We start from the raw sequence: 22,347 nt of genomic DNA on the forward strand, positions 1-22,347 counted from the left end.
GGACCGTGAAACAACTTTGCGCCGATGATAGTGCTGCAACCAGTGTGAAAGTAGGTTATCGTCAGGCTTGTTATACGAAAAAACCCCTTCCGGTGATCCGGTTGGGGTTTTTTTACGTCTGGCGCTTGGATACGCCGCTGGTGCTGTCGGCTTACGCTGCGCTAAGCCGACCTACGCCGGCCTGCGCCGGCCTGCGCCGACCGACATCGACCTACGTCGACCTACGTCGACCTGCGCTTGACTCCGGTACTTCGCCGTTGGGGGAATGCTGGACGAAAAAAAGGCAGCGCTGCGCGCTGCCTCTGTTATCTAATACTGTCCCATTCCAGGTCAAAGCGGGCCAAGAATTTCTTGAGCCGGTCCGCATCATTCGGTTTTGCCTTTGCCTCGCGCGAAACGGCATACAGCTTGCGGCCCGCATCGGACAGGCTGTTGGACTGTCGGCACACCTGGATGACTGCCTGCAGCTGCAGCGCATCGAACAGGTCGAGTTGCGCTGCCGCCTGCTCTCCCATCAGCTCTGCCAGGTCCACTTCCGGACGACCAGTTCGTCCATTATGATGCTGCCACATCCGGTTCAGGCGCCTGATCTCTTCGTCGACCACACTATCCGTGATGCGGCCCGCTTCCGACAGCGTGGCAAGGCGCGTGACTGCGGCGGACAGGTCGCGGAAATTCCCCTTCCATGCGGAGGTGGACAGGGTGGCAAAGCGCATGAAACGCTCGCGCGCCTCCTTGTTGAAGCGCACTCTTTCGCCCGTCTCCGCACCGTACTGCGCCAGCAGGTAGTCCAGGTTCGGCTCAATATCCTCGGCTCGCTGCGCCAGACCCGGTAATTCGTACGTCCACAGGTTGATGCGCGCATACAGGTCTTCGCGGAAGCGGCCGGCCGCCACCTCCTTGCCCAGGTCGCGGTTGGTGCCGGCGATCAGCTGGAAGTCGCTTTGCACCTCCGTATCCGCACCAACAGGAAAGAAGCGTTTTTCTTCGATGGCTTTCAGCAGCATCGCCTGTTCATCGAGTCCCAGTTCGCCGATTTCATCGAGAAACAGCAAGCCCTTGTGCGCGCTGCGCAACAAGCCTGGCCTATCCGAACCCGCGCCTGTAAATGACCCCTTGATATGACCGAACAAGGTAGAGGCTGCGCCATCGCCATGCAGGGTGGCGCAATTGAGGTCGATGAATTTGCCGTCGATCTGATGGCGCGATTTTTTCAGTTCATACACGCGGCGCGCAAGGAAGGACTTGCCGGCGCCGGTTGGTCCCATCAGCAGCATGGGCGCTTTTGACTTGATGGCGACGCGTTCGATTTCCTCGATCATGCTATTGAACTTGGCATTGCGCGTGGCGATGCCGGACTTCAGGAAGGCCACGCCTTCGGCCTGCTCGCGCGTAAAACGCTGAGCGATCTGGTCGTAGCGCGACAGATCGAGGTCGATCAGCGCGTAGCTGCCCGGATTGCCGGCGGCCTGCCGCTTCGGTGGCGACGTTTGCACCAGGCGGCCCGGGAAATAGCGGGCTTCCGTCATCAGGAACATGCAAATTTGCGCCACGTGGCTGCCGGTGGTGATGTGGATCCAGTACTCCTCCTTGTCCGGATCGAAGGCGTAGCTGTTGGCGAAATCGTAGAGCGCGCCGTATACGTCTTCAAAATCCCAGGCATCGCTGATGGGCAGTTCATGGGCGACCAGCCTGGTTTCAGGCGAGACGCTGGCGATATCCTGCGACACCTGGCGCACCAGGCTGGCAAACTGCTCGCCGGCGTACAGCAGTTCGAAACGGTCGATGATCTTGTCTTCATGCTGGGTCAGCGCGACGCTAGGGCGCCACTTTTCCCAGCGTGCCGCTCCTCTGCCATTGTCGAGTTGCGTGCCGAGAAAGCCGATGACGACGGTGCGTTTTGCTTGCATATCTTGGATAAAAATTTATCTGAAAAGATAATTGTATTCGAAATCGTAATCGAGGGGATAGTTTCAAGGCAAAGCATGCATGAGAATATTATTCCAAAAAATCAATGGCTTACATTTGTTTTTGGAAAAATTATTAGAGCTGGCACAGCGCTTGCAATAGAGGAGATACCAACGAGATAAACGTAGAGAGCAGAGAGGAACGAAAAATGGCCAACGTCCAGCTATTCCAGAGCGCACAACAGAGCGCGACCTTGCCTTCGGCACTGGCACGCAATGCCGAAGGCGCGCCAGCGTATGCACTGACGCCACGGCATCAGTTGGCGCAATATGCTGCCACCGGTTGCCTGAACACGACGTTCTATGCCAGCGCCGAAGCGCAGCTGGCGATGGTACTGGAACTGTGCAAGGCGGTCGAACCAGCCTTCATCGCACAAACGGCCGTGTACTGCCGCGAACGGGGCTACATGAAAGACATGCCGGCCTTGCTGGTGGCCGTGCTGGCGGGGCAGGGTGCTGCAGAATTTACGCAGGCCTTCCAGCGCGTGATTAACAACGGCAAGATGCTGCGCAACTTCGTGCAGATCATGCGTTCGGGCGCCGTGGGCCGCAAGTCGCTGGGATCGCGTCCGAAAAAGCTGGTACAGGCATGGTTGAACAACGCATCCGAGCAGGCCTTGCTGGCCGCTGCCGTGGGCAATGCGCCGTCGCTGGCCGACGTGGTGAAAATGGTGCATCCGAAACCGCAGGCAGCGTGGCGGGAGGCATTCTTTGCCTGGCTGATCGGCAAGGAATATACACGCGATGCCTTGCCGCCGGCGCTGGCCGCGTTCGAGGCATACAAGGCCGATCCTTCGCAGCCGATACCGGCAGTGCCGTTCCAGATGCTGACGGCGTTGCCCCTGAACGCGGAAAGCTGGGCGCAGATCGCCCGCCAGGGCGGCTGGCAGATGGTGCGCATGAATCTGAATACCTTTGCCCGCCATGGCGTGTACGCGATCGATGGCATGCCGGAACTGATCGCCGCCAAGCTGCGCGATCCCGAAGCGATTGGCCGGGCGCGGGTCTTTCCCTATCAGCTGATGTCGGCGTACATGACCGCCGGCGACAAGGTACCGCGCATCGTGCACGCAGCGCTGGAGCAGGCGCTGGAAATATCGCTGGCGAACGTGCCGCGGATCGTGGGCAAGGTGGTGGTGTGTCCTGACGTTTCCGGCTCGATGGCCTCGCCCGTCAGCGGTTTTCGCGGCAGCGCCACCTCGAACGTGCGTTGCATCGACGTGGCGGCTCTGGTGGCGGCAGCCATGCTGCGCAAGAATCCGGACGCCATGGTGCTGCCGTTCGAGCACAACGTGGTGCAGTGCGCACTTGGCACCGATGACAGCGTAATGGCGAATGCGGCCAGGCTGGCGGCCATCGGCGGTGGCGGCACCAATTGCAGCGCACCCCTGCTGCGCATGAACAGCAGGAAGGAGCTGGCCGACCTGGTGATCTATGTGTCCGATAACGAATCGTGGATCGACGCGAAGCGCAGCGGCGCCACGGCGACGATGGGACAGTGGACGGTTTTCAAGCAGCGCAATCCGCAGGCAAAGCTGGTGTGCATCGATATTTCGCCGCATGCCACGACACAGGCGATGGAGCGCGAGGATATCCTGAATATCGGCGGTTTTTCCGACGACGTCTTCAAGATCATCGCCGCCTTTGCCGCCGGTCAGCTGGACCCGGCCCACTGGGTGGGAGAAATCGCCGCCCTCGATGTCGCGGCACCAGCGTGTTGAAGTAAGGCGCACGAATGCGGACAAGACTACATAAGAGACGTCCTGTCCAGGCTTGTCATGCGCCGCAGTACCCCGAATGCCGACAGGATTACATCGATCAGCCGCGTCAAACCGGCCTGCCAGACGCAGTGCGCCTGGCAGAAAATCCTGTCCCCCGTTGTCGGGTTGTCGTACTGATGAATGCCGGTGGAACTACATCCAGAGCCGATGCGTCGGCAATGTTTCACCAATCCTTGTCATCACCCCCTATACAATAGAAGAAGAGCATAGCGATGAAAAACGAAGAATACGAAGTTCTGCATACCGAAGGCAGCCGTCCCGTGAAAATGTGGACGCGTGGCGTGCCCGTTGAAGAAGCGGCCAAAAAACAATTGCGCAACACGGCGACCCTACCGTTCATCTACAAGCACATCGCCGTCATGCCCGACGTCCACCTGGGTAAAGGGTCGACCATCGGCAGCGTGATCCCTACCCTGGGTGCCGTGATTCCGGCGGCAGTGGGCGTCGATATCGGTTGCGGAATGATGGCGGCGAAAACCACGCTGACGGCAAATGATTTGCCCGATAACCTGGGGCCGCTGCGCAGCGCCATCGAGCGCGCCATTCCGCACGGGATGTCGCCGAAGACGCGCGGTCACCGCGGCCGCGACGAGGGTTCCTGGCAGACGCCGCCCTCGGTGGTCGATGCCGCGTGGCTGCAGCTGAAGGATGAATTCGACGCCATCTGCCTGAAAACGCCCAAGCTGAAGAACACGAATAACTATCGTCACCTGGGAACTTTGGGCAGCGGTAACCACTTCGTCGAAGTCTGTCTCGATGAACAGGGTTCTGTATGGTTCATGCTGCATTCCGGTTCGCGCGGCGTGGGCAATGCCATCGGCACGCATTTCATCGAACTGGCCAAGCAGGATATGCGTACCCACTTCATCAACCTGCCCGACCAGGACCTGGCCTATCTGGCCGAAGGCACGCGGCATTACGACGATTACGTGGAAGCGGTGGGCTGGGCCCAGCGTTTCGCGCGCAACAACCGCGAAGTGATGATGCAAAACCTGATCGCGGCCGTGCGCACCGTCATCCATAAGCCGTTTCAGACGCATGTGGAAGCCGTCAACTGTCACCATAACTATGTGCAGAAGGAGCACCACTTCGGCAAGGACGTACTGGTCACGCGCAAGGGCGCCGTCTCGGCCCGCGCCGGCGAACTGGGGATCATTCCCGGTTCCATGGGCGCGAAGAGTTTTATCGTGCGCGGCAAGGGTAATGCGGACAGTTTCCATAGCTGCAGCCACGGTGCGGGACGGACGATGAGCCGTACGGAAGCGAAGCGGCGCTTCAACCTGGACGACCAGATCCGCGCCACGCAAGGCGTGGAATGCCGCAAGGATGAAAACGTGATTGATGAAATTCCAATGGCCTACAAGGATATCGATGCGGTGATGCTGGCACAGCGCGAGCTGGTCGACGTCGTGCATATCCTGAAGCAGGTCGTTTGCGTCAAAGGTTGATAGAAAGAAAGTACAGATGATCGAAATTGATGGAGCGCAAGGTGAAGGCGGCGGACAGATTTTGCGCTCGGCGCTGAGCCTGTCCATGATCACGGGACAGCCGTTCCGGCTGACGAATATTCGCGCGGGGCGGGAAAAGCCCGGCTTGCTGCGCCAGCATTTGCTGGGCGTGCAGGCAGCGACCGCCATTTGCGGGGCGCGCACGACGCCGGTGGCGCTGCGCGCGTCGAGCCTGGAATTCGTGCCTGGCCCCATACGCGGCGGCGATTACCGCTTTGCCATCGGCAGCGCCGGCAGCTGCACCCTGGTGTTGCAAACCTTGCTGCCGGCTCTGCTGCATGCGGATGGGCCGTCTACCGTGCGCATCAGCGGCGGCACGCACAATGCCATGGCGCCGCCCGTGCATTTTTTGCAGCGCGCGTATGGCCGCATCCTGGAACAGATGGGCGCCGAGGTGGAGATTACGCAGCAGCGCTATGGCTTTCATCCCGCAGGTGGTGGCGAGGTGCTGGCCACCGTGCAACCGTGCCAGCGTTTGCGGCCTATTTCACTGCTGCAGCGCGGCGAGCGGAAGGCCGGGTATGCGGAAAGCGTGGTGGCGGGCGTGCATGTGAACGTGGCGCAGCGCGAGCTCGAGCGTGTAGCCGACGGCATGGGCTGGAGCGGCAAGCAGCTGCGCCTCGTCGGCTTGCCGGCGGAGCAGGGACCGGGCAACGTCCTGTTGCTGACATTGGAACATGAGCACGTCACGGAAGTATTTACGTCGTTCGGCGAAAAGCACTTGCTGGCCGAATCCGTGGCCAAGCGCCTGTTGAACGAGGTGCGCGCCTATCTCAAGACGGACGCGGCCGTGGGCGAGCACCTGGCGGACCAGCTCTTGCTGCCGATGGCGCTGGCCGGCGGCGGTAGCTTCAGTTGCAACAAGGTGTCGCAGCATGCGTTGACGAATGCGGACGTGATTGCCCGCTTCTTGCCCGTGCGTATCACTTTCGAGCAGCAGGCGCGGGGCAGCATCTGCACGGTGGCCGCCGCCTGACGCGCGCGGTGACACAATCGCTGTTGCAGCTGTTCCAAATTGATACATGGGCGGCCCGATGTGGGGCATATACGCATGGCATGGCATTTGCTCTTCTTGAGATATTCACTAAAAAAACCAAGGAGACCAGCATGACCTATTCCATCCGTACCCTGCTCGGCGTGGCCGCCGCCGGCGCCGTTGCCCTCACCTCCCTGCTGACCTTGCCGCATGCCTATGCGCACGGCAATGTCACGCCGCAAGGCGTCGACACCACGGGCTTGCCCAAGGTGGGCGACAAGTGGCTCGAGCAAAACCCGTATCGCGGCAACAAGCTGGCCCTGACGGTGGGCACCTCGGCCTATAACCAGAATTGCGCGCGCTGCCACGGCATCGAAGCCATTTCGGGCGGCATCGCGCCGGACTTGCGCCAGCTGGACCGTGATTGCTTCGGTATCAAGAATGAGACAAAGAAACAGGCGTGCTACAAGGAAACGGATAATTATTTCCTGGCGACCATCCGTCACGGTAAAGTGCGTAATGGCGCCGTGTACATGCCGCCGTTCGAGGGCGTATTCAACCAGGAAGCGATGTGGGCCATCAAGACCTACCTGGAAACCCGCCGCGAGTCTAATTAGGTCGAACTGATAACGAAGGAGTCCCATGCGTTCATTTCAACTCCGGGGCACGCGCGCAATGCTGTCGCTCGCCTGCCTGGCGCTGTGCGCCGCCGCGCCGGCGCGTGCCGACTGGCAGAAAGTACAGCAGTCGGGCAGCCTGAAAGTGGCTGTCTATAACGAGTTCGCGCCGTTTTCCGACAAGGGCGTGGGTATCGATATCGACATTGCCGAAGCGCTGGCGAAAAAGCTGGGTTTGAAACTGAGCTTGCTGCCATTTCCCGCCGGCGAAAACCTCAACGACGATTTGCGCAATATGGTGTGGAAGGGGCATTACCTCGGCTATGGCCCTGCCGACGTGATGCTGCACGTGCCGGTCGACAAGAAGTTGATGGCGGATAACGACAAGGTCGAGATCTTCGCGCCGTACTACGTGGAAACCGTGCGCTTGGCGCGCAGCGCGCAAGCCGTGCCGCAATTCGATGGTGTCGCCTCGCTGGCTGGCAAGCGCATCGGCGTGGAAAAGGTGTCGATCGCGGCCATGCTGATGCTCGGGGAAGACAATGGCAAGTACCGCGACGATGTGTGCATCTTCGATACCGCCGCCGAAGCCTTGCAGCAATTGCAAGCAGGCAAGCTCGACGCCGTGCTGGCCAACCGTTCGGAAATCGAGTCGGTGCTCAAAAGCGATCCCGCTTTCCCCTTGAGCGAAGTGGCGTTCGCCCGCTTGCCGCGTGCCGGCTGGGCCGTGGGCCTGGCCGTCAGCAAGCAACAGCTCGACGTGGCCAAGTTACTGCAGGCGGCCATGAACGAGATGGCGGCCAGCGGTGAATTGAAAGCCATCTTTGAGAAGCATGGCGTGAAGGAAGCGCGGCCCTGATTTAGCTTGCTCTCGTTGAAAAGCCCGCGCATCTTCCGATGCGCGGGCTTTTTAATTAGAAGGAATACATGGCGCTGACGCCTAACAACCAGTTGCGCCCCGGCGCCGCTTCATAGTAGCGCTTGTTGCTGTCGCCGACGATGACGGAGCCCACGTAGGTCTTGTCGAAAAGATTGTTCAGGCGGGCAAACTCCTTGAAGCGCCAATTCCCTACGTTTTGTTTGGCGTTGAAGCGCGCATTGAACACCGTGTAGCCGGGCGCCGGTTTTTCGCTGTTGCTGTCTTCCGCGTAGACCTGGTTGCTGGCCACGCTTTCCACTGCCGCGCCGAAACGGTCGAGCGTGTCTTTCCAGGCCAGTTCCGCGAACAGGTTAGCGCTGGGCACGCCCGGCAAGCGGCTGCCTTCGCGTACGCTGCCGAACGCCCGGTCATACACGGCGTGCAGGCTGGTCAGCGCCACTTTTGTCGTGAAACCGTACGGCAAGCTGGAGTCCAGCGACACTTCCATGCCTTGGCGTAAGGTCTTGCCCGCATTGCGGTAGCTGGTGCGCCCGCCGCTGGAACTGTCGACCACCAGTTCATCGTTGGCCTTGATCTGGAACACGGCCGCGTTCACATGCGTGTTGTTCGCGATCCTGGCCTTGATACCCGCTTCCAGGTTGGTGCTGGTGGCCGGTTTCAGCTGGTAATTGAAGCCGCCGCCCGTGCCCGAGTAAAACAGTTCGTTCAGGGTGGGTGCTTCGAAACCGCGCGCGGCGCTGGCGTACACGTTGACGTTGGGCGTCAGTTTATACAGCAGGCCCAGCACCGGTGTCGTGTGGCTGAACTCCAGGCTGCCGCTGTCGTCGCCATTGCCGAGGAAGCGGTCGTTGACCGACACTTTCATCTTGCTGTAGCGCACACCTGCGCTGAGCAGCCATGGCCCGCTCTGCCATTCTGTCTGGATATACGGATCGAGGCTGGAGACGACATCCTGCTCGTCGCGGCGCAGCTTGCCCTTCACGCCAAACGTGTTGCCGATGTAATTCTCATAGCCGGTGCGATCATCGCTGGAGCGGCCATAGTCGATGCCGATGGTGGTGCTCAGCTTGCCGCCTGCCAGCTGGTTCACGTGCAGCCAGTTGGTGTCGATGCCGTAGAACTCACGCTGGAAGTCGACCACGCCGCCCGAATGGCTGGCTGGCGCCTGGAAACCCTTGGTAAAAGCCTGGTACTGGATCACGTCGCGGTTGCCGCCGTAGGCCGTCACGTGCAGGCGGTTTTCGCCAAACGATTGTTCATAGGTGGCGCCGATTTGCTGGTGGTCGATGCTCTTGCGCGTGTTGTAGCGTTCGGCCAGGGTGCGTTTCGGGTTTTGCGTGTCCGTCGCATCGATTTCGCCGCCGCGCGGATCGCGGGAAAACGTGGCCCAGGTGGCACCCAGAGGATCTTGCGTGTTGCCCTGGTGCAGGCTGTTGGCGACGATGGTCAGCTTGCTGTCCGCATTCGGCTTGACCGTGATCTTGCCGAACGCCTGTTCGCGCGTGGCGGCGCTGTGGTCGCGGAAGCCGTCCGTGCGGAAGCGCGAACCGTCGAGCACGTAGCCGATGCCGCCTGCCTGGCCCTGCGCCGACAGGTCCACCTTGCTGGTGCCGAAGCTGCCGCCCGTCACGTTCAGTTCGACGGACGGGGGATTTTGCCCATCCTTGGAAAACAGCTGGATCACGCCGCCTGAATGGTTGCCGTAGATGGCAGAAAACGGCCCGCGCAGCACTTCGATGCGCTCGGCCGTATCGAGGTTGAAGGTGGCAGCCTGGCCTTGCCCGTCGGGCATGCTGGCGGGAATGCCATCGCTGATCAGCTTGACGCCGCGCACGCCGAAGGCCGAGCGGGCGCCGAAGCCGCGCGACGAGATTTGCAAGTCTTGTGCGTAGTTTTGGCGGTTTTGTACGACCAGACCCGGCACGGCGGCCAGCGCTTCCGAGGCATTGACGCGGATTTGGCCGTCCTGGATGCGGGTGCTGTCGACGACGTCGATGGACGCGGGCACTTCCTGGCTGGGGTGGGCGATGCGGCTGCCGCTGATGACCACCGTATCCATGAGTTGCCCGGCGGCCAAGTCAGCGGGCTCGGCGGCAAAGACGTGGGGGGCCAGGGTGGCGCTGCCGGCGACAAACAGGCTGGCGATGGTGTTCAGGCGGAAACGATGCTGCATGCGGATTCTCCAATGTGAATAAAAGCCTGCTTGAGCGCGTGAGCGGCGCAGGTCTGCATAGTTGTATCAAGCAATATGCCTGCCATGTCTCCATTGGTGGGCGGAAATTATACGCGTGTCAGTGGCACGGCGTTTGCATGCAGCAATTATCAGATGCGCCGCTACCGCGCGCTTTTCCTGTGTTTTGCCATTGAAAAGGTGATTATGCCCAACTTCTTCCCGCGCTTGCGCCAGGTGTGCTGGCTGCTGCCGGCGCTTGCCAGCACCGCCCTCCAGGCCGCTCCTTTTGCCTATGTCCCCAATGAAAAATCGGGCACCGTGAGCGTGATCGACACGGCGACCGACCAGGTCGTGCGCCAGATCGCCACAGGCAAGCGTCCGCGCGGCATCGCCGCCGACCCCACCGGGCGGCAATTGTTTGTCACCGATGCGGCCAGCAGCGCCTTGCTGCTGATCGATAACGAAGCTGGCGCACCAGTCCGCATGGTGGCGCTGGGCAAGTCGCCCGAAGGCGTGAGCGCCTCGCACGACGGTCGTTACGTGGCCGTGGCCGTCGAGGAAAACAATAGCGTGGCCTTGCTTGATGGCCAGACGGGCGTCGTGCTTGCCGATATCAAGGTGCAGGGACGCAACCCGGAACATGCCGTCTTCAGCCCCGATGGGCGCTGGCTGCTGGTCAGTGCGGAAGAGGCCGAGCAAGTCGATGTCATTGATGTGGCGCAACGCCGCCAGGTCGCGTCCATCGCCGTGGGCTTGCGTCCGCGCGGCATCGGTTTCAGTCCGGATTCGGGCCTTGCCTACGTGGCGTGCGAACTGGTCAATGCTGTCTACGTGATCGATATGACGGCGCGCAAGGCCATCGCCACCATTCCAGCAGGTAAGAATGCGAATGGCATCGTCGTCCATCCCGGTGGCAAGCAAGTGTATGTATCGAATGGCACGGACGGCACGGTGATGGTGATCGATACGGCCAGCAAGCAGGTGACGGCCACCATTCCCGTCGGCAAGCGCCCATGGAACATGGCCATCACGCCCGACGGGGCCAAGCTGTACGTGGCCAATGGCCGCTCGAACAGCGTCTCCGTCATCGATACGGCCAGCGCGCGCAAGGTGGCCGATATTGCCGTCGGCGAATTGCCATGGGGCGTGGTGATTCGGTAGCGTTACAGGAACAGGTGTTCCAGTCTGGTACACCTGTTCCATTGTGCAGCGGCGACGGGCCGCAGCAGCAGGGCTGGCCCGGATTGGAACAGGATGCCTTCACTTTGTTCAAAACGCAAACAGGCCCGCTCCCGCGGCTCAAGCCCGGGCATGCGCCGAAAAGCGCACCGGTATTGAGGCCGCGCCCTTGCAACAAGGGCAAAAGCGGCTAAGTTTGTAGTGGGATGGCGAGCTGGCACGGCATTTGCGGAAGACTGCGTGTACTCACCCCATCTGTACCAGGACGTTTGATTTTAATTAAGTAATTCCATTCTAATTAACCCGATAGAGGACGACATGAATCTCGCAGACATCAGCAAACTGGGCGTAGCCAATCCCTTCAAACAACGCTATGACAATTACATCGGCGGCAAATTCGTTGCACCAGTAAAAGGTGAATACTTTCCTAACATTACGCCGATCACGGGCTTGCCGTTTTGCGAAATCGCCCGTTCCACGACGGAAGACGTCGAGCTGGCGCTGGATGCCGCGCATGCCGCCAAGGAGGCCTGGGGCAAGACTTCGCCCGCCGAGCGCGCCAACATCCTGAACCGCATCGCCGACCGCATCGAACAGAACCTGAGCTTGATCGCGACGGCGGAAACGATCGATAACGGCAAGCCGATCCGCGAAACGATGAACGCGGACATTCCGCTGGCCATCGACCATTTCCGTTACTTCGCCGGTTGCATCCGCGCGCAGGAAGGTTCCGTCGCGCAAATCGATGCGGAAACCTATGCCTACCACTACCACGAGCCGCTGGGCGTCGTGGGCCAGATCATTCCGTGGAATTTCCCGATTCTGATGGCCGTGTGGAAACTGGCGCCAGCCCTGGCCGCCGGCAATTGCGTCGTCCTGAAACCGGCAGAGCAAACCCCCGCTTCCATCATGGTGTTGATCGAGCTGATCGGCGACCTGCTGCCACCGGGCGTGTTGAACATCATCAACGGTTTCGGCCTGGAAGCGGGCAAGCCGCTGGCCTCGAGCAAGCGCATCGCCAAGATTGCCTTCACGGGCGAAACGGGCACGGGCCGCCTGATCATGGGCTACGCGGCGCAAAACCTGATTCCCGTCACCCTGGAGCTGGGCGGCAAATCGCCGAACATCTTCTTTGAAGACGTGATGGATGCGGACGACGAGTATTTCGACAAGTGCCTGGAAGGCTTTGCCATGTTTGCGCTGAATCAAGGCGAGGTGTGCACCTGCCCATCGCGCGTGCTGATCCAGGAATCGATCTACGAGAAATTCATCGAACGGGCCCTGAAGCGCGTGGCCGCCATCAAGCAGGGCAATCCGCTCGACTCGTCCACCATGATCGGCGCCCAAGCGTCGCAGGAGCAGCTGGAAAAAATCCTGTCCTACCTCGACATCGGCCGCCAGGAAGGCGCCGAAGTGCTGGCTGGCGGCGAGCGCAACACGCAGGCGGGCGACCTGGAAGGCGGCTATTACGTGCGTCCGACCGTGTTCAAGGGGCACAACAAGATGCGCATCTTCCAGGAAGAAATTTTTGGACCGGTCGTGTCCGTGACCACCTTCAAGGATGAAGCTGAAGCGCTGGCGATTGCCAACGATACCTTGTACGGCCTGGGCGCCGGCTTGTGGACGCGTGACGGTTCGCGCGCCTTCCGCATGGGCCGCGCCATCCAGGCGGGCCGCGTGTGGACCAATTGCTATCACCTGTATCCAGCCCACGCCGCGTTCGGCGGCTACAAGCAATCGGGTATCGGCCGCGAAAACCACAAGATGATGCTCGACCACTACCAGCAAACGAAGAACTTGCTGGTGAGCTATAGCCCGAAAGCGCTGGGCTTCTTCTAAACCGGCAACAGGCGCCGCGCCCGTAGTCCAGGCGCGGCGCGCAGAAAGGGATGCCATGAGTGCAGCAATTGCCAGGGTGGTCGCCACCGATGCGGCGCTGGAAATGATGGACAAGTTGCGCCAGCGTCACGGCCCGCTGATGTTTTTCCAGTCGGGCGGCTGCTGCGATGGCAGTGCGCCCATGTGCTACGCGCTGGGCGAGTTCGATGTCAGCGATACCGACATCTATCTCGGCAATTTGAATGGCGCACCGTTCTACATGGGACTCGAGCAATTCGAGTACTGGGAGCATACCCAGTTGATTATCGATGTGGTCGATGGCAATGGCGGCATGTTTTCACTCGACAACGGCACGGGCAAGCGCTTTTTGACGCGCTCGCGCCTGTTCACCGATGAAGAGTGTGCGCTGTTGCATGCCCAGCCGCATGAGCACCGCAAGACTTGACACACATACTAATAAAACAGAGGGAGATGATTGTGCAGAAAAAAATCATGGGGATACTCATCGGTTTGGGTGTGGCATCGCTGGCCCAGGCGGCCGATGTGGGCAATGTCACCACCGCCATGCTCGACAGCACGGCGAAGAATCCGTCCAGCGTGCTGTCGTTCGGCATGGGCACGCAGGGCCAGCGCTATTCGCCGTTGACGCAGATCAATGACAAGACCGTGGCCAAGCTGGTGCCGGCCTGGTCGTTCTCGTTCGGCGGCGAAAAACAGCGGGGCCAGGAATCGCAGCCGTTGATTCACAACGGCAAGATGTTCGTCACGGCATCGTATTCGCGCATCTTTGCCGTCGACCTGAAAACGGGCGCCAAGCTGTGGAAATATGAGCATCGCTTGCCGGACGGCATCATGCCCTGCTGCGACGTGGTCAACCGCGGCGCCGCCCTGTACGGCAACCTGGTGATCTTCGGCACGCTCGACGCCTACCTGGTGGCGCTGGACCAGAATACGGGCAAGATCGTCTGGAAGGAAAAGGTCGACGACTATGCGGCCGGTTACTCGATGACGGCGGCGCCGCTGATCGCCGAAGGTTTGCTGCTGACGGGCGTGTCGGGCGGCGAATTCGGCATCGTCGGCCGGGTCGAGGCGCGCAACCCGATGACGGGTGACCTCGTGTGGAGCCGTCCGACGGTGGAGGGCCATATGGGCCACCGCTACGACAAGGACGGCAAGGCCATCGATAACGGCGTGTCCGGTACCGTGAACAAGACCTGGCCGGGCGACCTGTGGAAAACGGGCGGCGCCTCGACGTGGATGGGCGGCACCTACGATCCGCAGACCAAGCTCGCTTACTTTGGCACCGGCAACCCGGCGCCGTGGAACAGCCATCTGCGTCCCGGCGACAACCTGTACTCGTCGTCCACCGTGGCGCTGGACGTGAAAACGGGGCAGATCAAGTGGGCGTATCAGAATACGCCAAACGATGCCTGGGATTTCGACGGCGCCAACGAGTTCGTCACCTTCGACATGGATGGCAAGCGCTACGGTGGCAAGGCTGACCGCAACGGTTTCTTCTACGTCATCGATGCGGCCAACGGCAAGCTGCAGAATGCCTTTCCGTTCGTCAAGAAAATCACCTGGGCCAGCAGCATCGACCTGAAGACGGGCCGGCCAAACTATATCGCAGCCGGCCGCCCTGGCGACCCGACCAAGGGAGAAGAAGGCAAGAAGGGTTCGACCGTGTTTGCCGCGCCGGCTTTCCTCGGTGCAAAAAACCAGATGCCGATGGCGTACTCGCCGCAAACCAAGCTGTTCTACGTGCCCGCAAATGAATGGGGCATGGATATCTGGAACGAGCCGATCAGCTACAAGAAGGGCGGCGCCTTCCTCGGCGCCGGTTTTACCATCAAGCCCTTGTTTGACGACTACATTGGCGCCATGCGCGCCATCGATCCGAAGACGGGCAAGATCGTCTGGGAAATCAAGAACAACGCGCCGCTGTGGGGCGGCGTGATGAGCACGGCCGGTAATCTGGTGTTCTACGGCACGCCGGAAGGCTTCCTGAAAGCCGTCGACGCGAAGACGGGCAAGGAGCTGTGGAAATTCCAGACGGGTTCCGGCGTCGTGGCGCCGCCCGTCACCTGGCAGGACGGCGACACGCAATACGTGGCCGTCGTCTCCGGCTGGGGCGGCGCCGTGCCCCTGTGGGGCGGCGAGGTGGCGAAGAAGGTCAACTTCCTGGAACAGGGCGGTTCCGTGTGGGTCTTCAAGCTGGCGTCGAAGTAACGGGGTGAAGCGCCCGGGCCACACGGATGGGTGTCTCCCTGTCCGCCGGGTGCTTTCTTTTTGCTGACGGCCCAGGCCGTCAGTTTTTTGTTTACGCAGGCGTTCGATCAATGTGCCGGCGGTCAAAAAAGGAACACCGTGCGGGGCGATTGATCCGCTGCTGCACACGTCAAACACGTCATTTCTCTTTCTCCCTGTGAGCCGTGCTGGGCACGCTTATTGCCAAAGCTTGAGGTACATCAATCACTGATGTGCACACTAAAAACAGAGAAGAAAGAGGAGACGCAATGAACACATTGAGCAAGCTGGGGAGCGTGGGTGTCATGACAATCGCAGCAGTGGGGCAGGCGCAAGCCGTCGATATCAAGGCGGGCGACTGGACCGTGTCGGTAGGCGGCATCGTCAACGCCTATTACACGCAAGTGTCGTGTTCGGGCGATGCCGTGGGCGGGCTGGCGCTGGGAGGCCAGGCGCTCGGTTGCGGCAGCGAAAAGGACCGCACCACCATCGGCAACGGCCTGCTGCCGAATGGCTTGATCACCTCGGCCTCGTCGCGCCTGGGCGAGTACGACGTGAAAGCCTTGATCGGCATCTACAACTCGACGGCCACGGACAGCGCCATCAGCCAGAACAGCGTGGTCGACGTGCGCCAAGCCTTCTTCACGTTCGGCAATGCGGAAATGGGCACTTTCAAGCTGGGCCGCGACTATGGCATCTTCGGCGCGAATGCGATCCTGTCCGACATGACCTTGTTGGGCTCGGGCGCGCCCGTGCAGGCGACGCAGCGGGGCCGGGTGACCCTGGGCCATATCGGCGCCGGCTATACCTATCTGGGCAACTATGGCCAGATCATGTACAGCACGCCGAAGTCCAGCGGTTTTGGTGCCGACGTGGCGCTGGTCAGCCCCGTTTCCGATACGCCCATCGTGGCAGGTTCGACCTATTCTTCGAAGTCGAGTCCGCAAGTGCAGGCGCAGTTGACGTATGCGCAGGAGGGCTTGAAAGCCTGGCTCGGCGTGAAGTCGCAAAAATTCACGTCGAAAACGCCTGGCGTCGATGACCTGACCATGCGCGGCGTGGAAGTGGGCGGCTCGTACCAGATGGGACCGGCTGGCGTGCTGCTCAATTTCCAGGGCGGCAAGGGATTGGGCATTCTCTCCGATGCGGATCAGGGCGATACCAAGTCGAAGAACTGGCTGCTGCAAGGCACGTATAAAACGACGGACAAGCTGAAGCTGGGCTTGTCCTACGGCATCAGCAAGAACGACGACAACACGGCCGGCACGGGCGGTTTGAAGTCGAACGCCAACCTGACCCTCGGTGCGTATTACTCGCTCAACAGTGCGATCACCCTCGTGGGGGAGCTGGGCCAGACGCGCTCGAAAGGCTTTACGGGCGGCGAAGCGAAGATGAATGGCGTGTCCCTGGGCGGCATTATTTTCTTCTAACCAATGAATGCGGCGCCGGAAGCTGCGGCGCCGCACGGAGTGCAATGCATGCGGATAATGCGCTTATTCATCGGATGCTGGCTATTCCTGTTTATCCTGGGACAGGCGTGGGCCGGCGTACTCACCAAGGCCGAGCTGGCGCGGCGCTTCCCTGCACCGCTCGTCGTCGGCGACAAGGAAGCCGACTTGCCCGTCTGGCCCCTGTTCAAGCAAAACGCCACGGCAACGGAACTGGTCGGCTATGTCTTCGAGTCGGTGGACCTGGCGCCGATTCCCGGCTTTTCCGGCGTTCCCGTCAATTTATTGATCGCCATCAATCCTCAGGGTAGTTTTCTGGACGTGGCCGTGCTGTCGCAGCACGAACCCGTGTTTCTCGATGGCCTAGGTGAAGCGCCGCTGTTCCAGTTCGTCAAACAGTACCAGGGCCTGTCGTTGAAACAGAATATCGCCATCGATGCCAGGAAGAAGCGCGCCGCCGATGCCACGCACGCCGATATCGACGGCGTGTCGAAGGCCACGGCTTCCGTGCGCATCATCAACCAGAGCGTGCTGGCGTCCGCCTTGAAAGTGTCGCGCAAGAAACTCGGCTTTGCGCAGGGGCGCGATCCGGACCAGATCGCCCGCATCCGCATGGACGTGTTCGAGAAACTCAGCGTGGCAAAGATGCTTGAGCAAGGCTTGATCCAGCATGTGCGCCTGAGCAACAAGGATGTGGAGAGCCTGTTTGCCGGCAGTCCCGGAGCCGGACTCGATGCGGAAGCGACGCGCGCGCCGGACGGCCTGTTCATCGACCTGTATCTGGCCTATGTCTCCGTGCCCAGCGTAGGACGCAATCTGTTGACGGAACGCAGCTGGAACAAGCTGCGCAACAGGCTGGAAGAGGGCGACCACGCCATCCTCGTCATGTCGCGCGGGCGCTACAGCGTGCTGGGTGACGATTTCGTGCGCGGCACCGTGCCGGACCGGTTGTTGCTGAAGCAGGATGGCTTGCCCATCGACATGCGCGACCTGGACTTGGAATTGAGCTTGTCGGAAGCGGGACCATTGCCAACGGAAAATATTGCCGTATTCCGTGTCATCAGCCAGGCGGGGCTCGATGCGGCCAGCCCGCTGGCATTTTCTCTCCCCATCACGCGCAGCAAGGGCATCGTGTATCCGGAACGCATCGCGCGCAACGTCGATTTCAGCTACCGTCTGCTGGCCGGGTTTTATACGGCGCCGCAAGGCGACGATGCCGGCTGGCGCGGCACGTGGAAGGGGCGCCAGACTGAGCTGTTGATCTTGCTGGCCGGGCTGGCGCTGCTGGCCGGCGCCTTGGCTTGGCAGAAACGCCTGGTGCGTAATGGCCGGCAATTTGCATGGTTCCGCCGCCTGTTCCTGCTGTTTACCATCGGCTTCATCGGCTATTACGCCCAGGGGCAATTGTCGATCGTCAACATCACAGGGCTGATCCAGGCGCTGCTGGCGGGGCGCAGCCTGGGCTTCTTCCTGTTCGACCCGATGACGGTGATCCTGTGGGCGTTCGTTCTGCTCAGCCTGTTCATTTGGGGCCGCGGCACGTTTTGCGGCTGGCTGTGTCCGTTTGGCGCCCTGCAGGAATTCACGGGCAAGCTGGGCCAGTGGCTGCGCTTGCCGCAGTGGAAGATCAAGCCGCGCCTCGATGGGCGCTTGAAATGGATCAAGTATGGCTTGCTGGCGGCCATTCTGGCCAGCAGCATGTTTTCCAGCCAGATCACGGACAAGCTGGTGGAACTGGAGCCGTTCAAGACGGCCATTACCCTGAACTTCGTGCGCGCCTGGCCCTTCGTCGCGTATGCCGTGGGCTTGCTGCTGCTCAGCAGTGTTTCCTATAAATTCTTTTGCCGCTACCTGTGTCCGTTTGGCGCGGCGCTGGCGTTGCTGGGACGCTTTCGCCTGTTCAACTGGATTCCGCGCCGCAAGGAATGCGGCACGCCATGCCAGACTTGTCGCCACCGTTGCGAGCACCACGCCATCGCGCCGAGCGGAAAAGTCTATTACGGCGAGTGTTTTCAATGCATGGATTGCGTGGTGATCTATGCCAGCGATGAAAAATGCGCACCCTTGATGCTGGAAATCAAGCGCGCCCGTACCATTCCCATCGTCCGGGCCACGGCAGAGGAGAGCAGCAATGCAGCGTAGAACCTTTATTTCCGCAGCGATTGGCAGCGTGGCCGGCATGGCGGGCGTGATCTTGCCTGGCAGTATGGCGCGCGGCACGGCTACGGCATCCGGCGTGCGCCCTTATCAAGGTGCCGCCCTGGCGTTTGGCACGACGGTCGCCGTCACCGTGTTGCATCACGACCAGCGCCAGGCCGAACTGGCCATCGAAGACGCCTTGCATGCGGCCAGGAGTGTCGACCGCCTGATGAGCATTTACAGTCCTGCCAGCCAAGTCTTCCAGCTGAACCGCGATGGCCGCCTGGCCCGGCCGAATGCCCATCTGCTGACGGTGCTGGCGCAGGCGCGAGCCTTGTCGCAATGGAGCGACGGGGCGTTTGATATCACCGTGCAACCGTTATGGCAGCTGTTTCGCGCGGCGGCAGATCAGACAAGTTTGCCGGCGGAAGCATTGCGCCGCGAAGCGCAGGCGCGGGTAGGCTGGCGGCAACTGGCGTGGGATCGCCGCGAAGTGCGTTTTCTTCAGCCCGGCATGGCGCTGACCCTGAATGGGCTGGCGCAAGGTTACGCGGCCGACATGGCACTGGCGGCCGTGAAGGCGCGCGGCGTGCGGCACGCGCTGCTCGACACGGGCGAGTTCGTCGCGCGCGGGCAGCGTGCCGTCCGGCGCCCGTGGACCCTGGGCATCCAGGACCCGCGTGATGCGGAAATCCTGGCGGCCACCTTGAAAGTGGAGGGGCGCAGCGTGGCCACGTCGGGCGATTACGAATGCACGTTCACGCCCGACTTCGTGCATCACCATATCTTCGATCCTGCGAAAGGCGATTCGCCGGGCGAACTGGCCAGCGTGACCGTGCTGGCGCCTACCGGCTTGCTGGCCGATGGCTTGTCGACAACCTTCATGGTGACGGGGGCGGCGCGTGCGCATGCGATGGCCGCGCGCATGGACGGAGTCGACCTGATGACCATCGACAAGCAGGGCCGGCGCAAGATGTCGCCGGGCTTTCCCCGTCTACTCTAGGCTATTTCAGGTGCGGCACCTTGCGATAGATCGTGTTGCGCGACACGCCCAGGGCCCGTGCCGTGGCCGAAACGTTGCCGCCGTGGGCATCGAGCGATTTGAGGATCACGCTTTGCTCCATCTCTTCCAGATTGGCGCCGGCCGCGATCATGCGGTCCGTGCTGGCGCTGGCGGCAGTCGCTTGCGTCATCTCAATATCGTCGAGGAAATCATCGGGCATGTGCCGCAAACAGATTTCATGCTCGTCGCCGGCCATGACGATGGCCGTGCGCAACAGGTTCGTCAGCTGGCGGAAGTTGCCAGGCCATTTATGCTGGTGGAACAGGCGCAGGATGTCAGGGGCCACCGTGTAGCGCGTGTCGGGCGCTTCCGTCGCGAGGATTTTCTTCACCACCGTGTCGAGGTCCGTGCGCTCGCGCAGGGGCGGCAGTTTCACCACCAGGCCATTCAATCGGTAATACAAGTCTTCGCGGAATAGTCCCTTCGCCATGCGTTCGCGCAAGTTGTGATTCGTGGCGCAAATGAGTTCCACATTGACGGTGATCGATTTGCTGCTGCCCAGCGGCGTGACCATGCGTTCCTGCAGCACGCGCAATAGCCGTGCCTGCAAGCCGAAAGGCATGTCGCCGATTTCGTCGAGGAACAGGGTACCGCCATTGGCCTGCAGGATCTTGCCGATCGCCCCTTTCTTGCGCGCGCCCGTAAACGCCCCGTCTTCATAGCCGAACAGTTCGGACTCGATCAGGGTTTCCGGGATCGACGCGCAATTGACGGCAATAAACGGTCCCATGGCCCGTGGCGAATCGTTATGGATGGCTTGCGCCAGCAATTCCTTGCCCGTGCCTGTTTCGCCCATGACGAGGATGGGAATATCGCGCCCCAATACCTTGTTGACCTTTTCGATCACCAGTTCCAGTTGCGGATCGCCCGTGCGCAGGTAGCGCAGGCCAGACAGGCGGCGCGCCGCATTGGCCGCATGGCTGGCCGGCGCGGGGATCGCCGCCGGCACCGCGTTGATGTCGCTGTGATCGGTGCTGGTAGTAAAGCCGTGCTGGAAGACGCTATTGGACAGGCGCAACTGCGCGCGCCCATACACGCGCACGCCGCTGTGCATGCACAGGTTCAGCAAACCGGGTGAGGCCGTGCGGTAATGCTCGTACAGGGCGGAAACAGGCAAGCCGAACAGGGAACTGAACGTGTGCGATTGCAGCGCGGCAAATGACAGGCCCAGCTGGAACAAGCCATTCTTGTTGGCCGATAAGAACCGGCCGCCCGGGGTGAACGAGGCGATGCCTTCCATCAAGGTGCCGATGAATTCGGGGCGCGCGTGGAAGTGCACGGTGATGGCATCTTCGAAGGTGGCAGAAAACAGCTGATTTTCGATCATCAGGGCCGACATGCGCACGAGGGCCATCGTATGCTTGTGAAAACTGCGCTGGTCGCTCGAGACGTCCAGCACGCCGATGACATTGCCCCGGTGGTCAGTGATCGGCGCCGCGGAGCAAGTCAGGAAGTGATTGGCAGCCAGGTAATGCTGGTCCGCATGGACCAGAGTCGGTACTTTTTCCGTGATGGCCGTGCCGATGGCATTCGTGCCGCGGCTTTGTTCCGACCACGCCACGCCTGGCTGCAGGGCCACGCGGTTGGCTTTCTCCAGAAAATCATCGTCGCCCAGCGAATGCACGATCACGCCATTGGCATCAGTCAAGATCACCATATTGTGCGTGTTGACGATTTGCTGGTACAGGGTTTCCATCGCGGGCAGCGCGTGCGTGTGCAGCATGCGGTTTTGCTCGATCAGCAAGGACAGGTCGGATTTGCCGGCTGGCGTAAAGTCAGGCGTGGCCGTGGGCGACAGGCCAAAAGCGACGGAACGCTGATGGGAAGTTTCGATGATGACGGGGACGTTGTCCTGTCCTGCCGGCAAAGTGTTCGCGTCCGCGATGGACGAAAACGGTGCGCTACGGTAAGTAGCTGACGGTTGATACATGATCTCGTTGCCTCCGTTGGGCCCTGTACTGCGGCGCTCTTTTGAATATCGAGAGTGTTCCATAATGTAGCACCTGTCACAGATGGGAGCAAAGCAAAGCGAGCCGGGCTGTCCCCAGTGTTGCTGCCAGGCCCAGAGTTGCTCTCATCAGTGGACAGTGCATAGGGCTGTATAAGCAAGTGCGATGCCAGGGGCGTTTCACGGCGCGGGAAAATAGCCCTTGCGGCGCGCGCATGGCAGGGCTATAATTCGCCCCCTCGCTGAACGACGCATGCAAATGCAGCGTGAAGCGAGAAAAAAGAAGGAGTTGACGGACGTAGCAAATTGCTTCATACTCTTCCTTCTTCGCAGCTGGCAAACACAACGCTTTGTCGATAGCGCGAAAGCAGTAACCGAATACAGTTCTTTAACAATTAACAGTCGATAAGTGTGGACATTTGATGTAGTGCAGCAGTGATTTTCGGATCGCTGTAAAACTTAAAATATCAAATGTTCACAAGAAATAATGAAATAGGCGCTACGCAAGTAGTGGCCTGTCAGTTTTTTGAGTGAGCAAACACCTCGCAATGCGAGGGGTTTGAACTAGTTAAATAGTTCGAC

15 protein-coding genes are annotated in these 22,347 nt (G+C 60.7%); 12 read left to right on the forward strand and 3 right to left on the reverse strand.

The features are described from left to right. Positions 1-305: 305 nt before the first annotated feature. The gene (gene rtcR / locus AC1RBA_RS27675; RefSeq protein ID WP_070310872.1) at positions 306-1,910 is read right to left on the reverse strand and encodes an RNA repair transcriptional activator RtcR; all 1,605 of its coding nucleotides are present in this window, start codon (positions 1,908-1,910) and stop codon (positions 306-308) included. Between the two features lie 206 nt (positions 1,911-2,116). Between rtcR and AC1RBA_RS27680 the strand changes: the two genes are divergently transcribed. The 5 genes from AC1RBA_RS27680 (at position 2,117) to AC1RBA_RS27700 (ending at position 7,708) form a co-directional block, all read left to right on the forward strand. Then, positions 2,117-3,688 carry an RNA-binding protein gene (locus AC1RBA_RS27680; protein WP_492420574.1) on the forward strand — a complete coding sequence of 524 codons (1,572 nt, stop codon included), beginning with the start codon at positions 2,117-2,119 and terminating at the stop codon, positions 3,686-3,688. Positions 3,689-3,960: 272 nt separating this feature from the next. Beyond that, a complete protein-coding gene (locus tag AC1RBA_RS27685; RefSeq protein WP_121668524.1) occupies positions 3,961-5,196 on the forward strand; it encodes an RtcB family protein in 1,236 nt (411 codons plus the stop codon). Positions 5,197-5,212: 16 nt separating this feature from the next. Next, on the forward strand, positions 5,213-6,232 hold the full coding sequence (rtcA, locus tag AC1RBA_RS27690) for an RNA 3'-terminal phosphate cyclase (RefSeq protein ID WP_492420576.1): 1,020 nt from the start codon (positions 5,213-5,215) through the stop codon (positions 6,230-6,232). A gap of 131 nt (positions 6,233-6,363) precedes the next feature. Beyond that, the gene (gene pedF, locus AC1RBA_RS27695; protein WP_070221748.1) at positions 6,364-6,849 is read left to right on the forward strand and encodes a cytochrome c-550 PedF; all 486 of its coding nucleotides are present in this window, start codon (positions 6,364-6,366) and stop codon (positions 6,847-6,849) included. Between the two features lie 25 nt (positions 6,850-6,874). Next, positions 6,875-7,708, forward strand: a complete 834-nt coding sequence (locus AC1RBA_RS27700) for a substrate-binding periplasmic protein (protein ID WP_492420578.1) — start codon at positions 6,875-6,877, stop codon at positions 7,706-7,708. Between the two features lie 55 nt (positions 7,709-7,763). Here the strand turns inward: AC1RBA_RS27700 and AC1RBA_RS27705 are convergent, their stop codons facing one another. Next, the gene (locus AC1RBA_RS27705) at positions 7,764-9,902 is read right to left on the reverse strand and encodes a TonB-dependent receptor family protein (RefSeq protein ID WP_492420580.1); all 2,139 of its coding nucleotides are present in this window, start codon (positions 9,900-9,902) and stop codon (positions 7,764-7,766) included. Positions 9,903-10,106: 204 nt separating this feature from the next. On the opposite strand from AC1RBA_RS27705, the gene AC1RBA_RS27710 reads away from it, so the two are divergent. The 7 genes from AC1RBA_RS27710 (at position 10,107) to AC1RBA_RS27740 (ending at position 19,757) form a co-directional block, all read left to right on the forward strand. Further along, a complete protein-coding gene (locus AC1RBA_RS27710; RefSeq protein ID WP_492420582.1) occupies positions 10,107-11,063 on the forward strand; it encodes a beta-propeller fold lactonase family protein in 957 nt (318 codons plus the stop codon). 336 nt (positions 11,064-11,399) lie between these two features. After that, positions 11,400-12,920 carry an aldehyde dehydrogenase gene (adh, locus tag AC1RBA_RS27715; RefSeq protein ID WP_070221751.1) on the forward strand — a complete coding sequence of 507 codons (1,521 nt, stop codon included), beginning with the start codon at positions 11,400-11,402 and terminating at the stop codon, positions 12,918-12,920. A 55-nt stretch (positions 12,921-12,975) separates the two neighbouring features. After that, complete coding sequence (locus tag AC1RBA_RS27720; RefSeq protein WP_070289550.1) at positions 12,976-13,365, forward strand: DUF779 domain-containing protein; 390 nt, start codon at positions 12,976-12,978, stop codon at positions 13,363-13,365. A gap of 47 nt (positions 13,366-13,412) precedes the next feature. Next, positions 13,413-15,149: a PQQ-dependent methanol/ethanol family dehydrogenase gene (locus AC1RBA_RS27725; protein WP_240453534.1), complete on the forward strand. Its 1,737-nt coding sequence runs from the start codon at positions 13,413-13,415 to the stop codon at positions 15,147-15,149. A gap of 287 nt (positions 15,150-15,436) precedes the next feature. After that, positions 15,437-16,597 (forward strand): porin, encoded by a 1,161-nt coding sequence (locus AC1RBA_RS27730; protein ID WP_492420584.1) that lies wholly within the window; start codon positions 15,437-15,439, stop codon positions 16,595-16,597. 57 nt (positions 16,598-16,654) lie between these two features. Beyond that, a complete protein-coding gene (locus AC1RBA_RS27735) occupies positions 16,655-18,757 on the forward strand; it encodes a 4Fe-4S binding protein (RefSeq protein ID WP_492420586.1) in 2,103 nt (700 codons plus the stop codon). Next, the gene (locus AC1RBA_RS27740; protein WP_492420588.1) at positions 18,747-19,757 is read left to right on the forward strand and encodes an FAD:protein FMN transferase; all 1,011 of its coding nucleotides are present in this window, start codon (positions 18,747-18,749) and stop codon (positions 19,755-19,757) included. The genes AC1RBA_RS27735 and AC1RBA_RS27740 overlap by 11 nt, the downstream gene beginning before the upstream one ends. Position 19,758: 1 nt before the next feature. On the opposite strand, the gene AC1RBA_RS27745 is transcribed toward AC1RBA_RS27740, so the two are convergent. Continuing rightward, a complete protein-coding gene (locus AC1RBA_RS27745) occupies positions 19,759-21,747 on the reverse strand; it encodes a sigma-54-dependent Fis family transcriptional regulator (protein ID WP_492420590.1) in 1,989 nt (662 codons plus the stop codon). Positions 21,748-22,347: the final 600 nt, after the last annotated feature.

It is taken from the genome of Janthinobacterium sp. GW823-FHT03B06 (genome assembly GCF_058796955.1).